Origin of the sequence: Thalassospira sp. CH_XMU1420-2 (assembly GCF_037029325.1) — a bacterium.
Taxonomy (GTDB): Bacteria; Pseudomonadota; Alphaproteobacteria; order Rhodospirillales; family Thalassospiraceae; genus Thalassospira; species Thalassospira povalilytica.
The window spans coordinates 1-1,741 of record NZ_JAYMEG010000043.1 but is presented as its reverse complement, the minus strand read 5'-3'; the positions used below and the strand labels follow the sequence as shown (position 1 = coordinate 1,741).

The window sequence follows — 1,741 nt, the reverse complement described above, 5'->3', positions numbered from 1 at the left end:
CACCCAGGCACGTCTGGTTGTAACCCGTGAAAATGACAATGATGTCATGAACCTTCTGTGCGAATCCGCAGCCACAGTAGAACGTCACTCGATTGTCGAAATAAACCTCATCATCAGCTGTGTTCTTTGCATTGTTCCATCCACCGGCCAAGGCAGGTAGAGCAAGTAGGCCAGAAATGCAAAATGCAGCCACTCGAAGGGATGTTTTCACTTTCATTGTCATCTCACTGGGTTGGAGTTTTTCCACCGGTCAAAATAGAGGTCATCGGGTGCATGCTTGTGCCGATCCGAACCAAAAAATGGACCGGATCGGCACAAGAGTAGGAGCAAATAGCGGTAGTTTGTGTTGCCTCGGAGCAATCCACGAAAGGAACACAAACGTGACTTCCCGTAAAAGTAGCATATTTTGCCTGGTTTGTGCCGCAGTTCTTGCCGCAAACATTTCGCCGGCAACTGCAGATCCACAAACGTTAGATGAAAAAATCGCGGTGTACTGTGCTGCAAACGGAAAGTCGGAGCAGTGTCGCGTGGAACAAGCGTCGGCTGCGCAAGCTCAACAGAGGAGGTTTGTAAAGGCCTTCCAATCAAAAGAGCTCGGTGTGATTGCCGATATTGCCCGATGTGCGAAGCCAAACACGACAGGTGACGGAATTGACTACGTAGCCGCGCAAGAATGCTTTGAAGAGAAGAACCGTGCAGCTGACCCTGCTCACTGAGATGAGCATCTGAGACAGGGACACCATTGGGCGAGGCGAACTAGCTCTGGAAGAGTCCGTGTAAAAAGTTTTCCCGAGAAATTAAACACATACAATTGAAACAGTGCTACCTATGCGAGCAGTTTTTCCAATCCGAAAAGATAGAAACTTATAGGCAAAGTGAAATGCAAACGACAAACCTCCGAGAAAAAGCAGACAAACTGTTTCCAAGGCAGCCGGTCAAGACAGTGCTCAAGGTTCTGGGCATTAGCGCCTTAGTATTCGTGTTATCTACATGGATCGGTATGAATTCGAAGGGGGGAACCGAAGCAACGATGGCATGGGTAGCCATAATACTGATAACTGGAGCGGCGGGTTTGTTCGGTCGCGGCTTCGGGGGAGTGGCCCTGGCGGCTTGCGCTGGATTCACATTCTATTTGTGTCGCTGGATCCAAGACCTGGCCCATGGCAGATATGAGCGCGTGGCATTAAAGAATAAGCAGTTGATCGATTGGGTTGCTATTATCTTCTTCGTTATTGTCCCAACAATCTTTGCACTGTAAAGACTGGCAATCACGGATGCATTTAGAGCAAGAGGAATAACCTTGTCAGAAGAAGGTGGTGGGACTTTTGGGCGTAACGCGTGGACACCAGAGCGAACAGCGTTGTGGAATGCATTAAGCCCGGAAGAAAAGAAGGAGCTCGAAGCCTTCGTGGCTAACGGAAGCGATGCACCTGTCCCCGAGAAGTGGGGAGAGAAGAGCAAGACACTCCGTGGCGTCAAGCAGGAGAGTGTCGTCCCAAAGTGGTTAGCTGCACACATGGGAGGACAAATTGGCTGGACCGATGCTGTTATTGAATCGGTTTACGCTCGCTTTTATCGGGACACGAATGCTGAGAAGTCATGAGCCATCGGTCTATTTCGAAACGTGAGCGGACTGGTCGTTGAACAGATATTCAGCCCGTTAGGTATAGAGGATTGCACTTATAATCCGTCAAACTTGCACTTATCGCGCTTTTCCGGCTCAAATTAAGTGATTTTATCA

Annotated in this window: 4 protein-coding genes; 3 read left to right on the top strand and 1 reads right to left on the bottom strand. The window is 49.2% G+C overall.

Features of this window, described 5'->3' with window-relative positions; all coding sequences use genetic code 11:
* Positions 1 to 217 (bottom strand): hypothetical protein (locus WA429_RS21115; protein WP_336107897.1); only part of this gene is annotated, 217 nt, incomplete at its 3' end.
* 163 nt (positions 218 to 380) lie between these two features.
* Here WA429_RS21115 and WA429_RS21110 point away from each other — a divergent pair.
* The 3 genes from WA429_RS21110 (at position 381) to WA429_RS21100 (ending at position 1,603) form a co-directional block, all read left to right on the top strand.
* On the top strand, positions 381 to 716 hold the full coding sequence (locus tag WA429_RS21110) for a hypothetical protein (RefSeq protein ID WP_336107896.1): 336 nt from the start codon (positions 381 to 383) through the stop codon (positions 714 to 716).
* Positions 717 to 880: 164 nt separating this feature from the next.
* Positions 881 to 1,258, top strand: a complete 378-nt coding sequence (locus tag WA429_RS21105) for a hypothetical protein (protein WP_287466872.1) — start codon at positions 881 to 883, stop codon at positions 1,256 to 1,258.
* 42 nt (positions 1,259 to 1,300) lie between these two features.
* The gene (locus WA429_RS21100; protein ID WP_287466870.1) at positions 1,301 to 1,603 is read left to right on the top strand and encodes a hypothetical protein; all 303 of its coding nucleotides are present in this window, start codon (positions 1,301 to 1,303) and stop codon (positions 1,601 to 1,603) included.
* Positions 1,604 to 1,741: the final 138 nt, after the last annotated feature.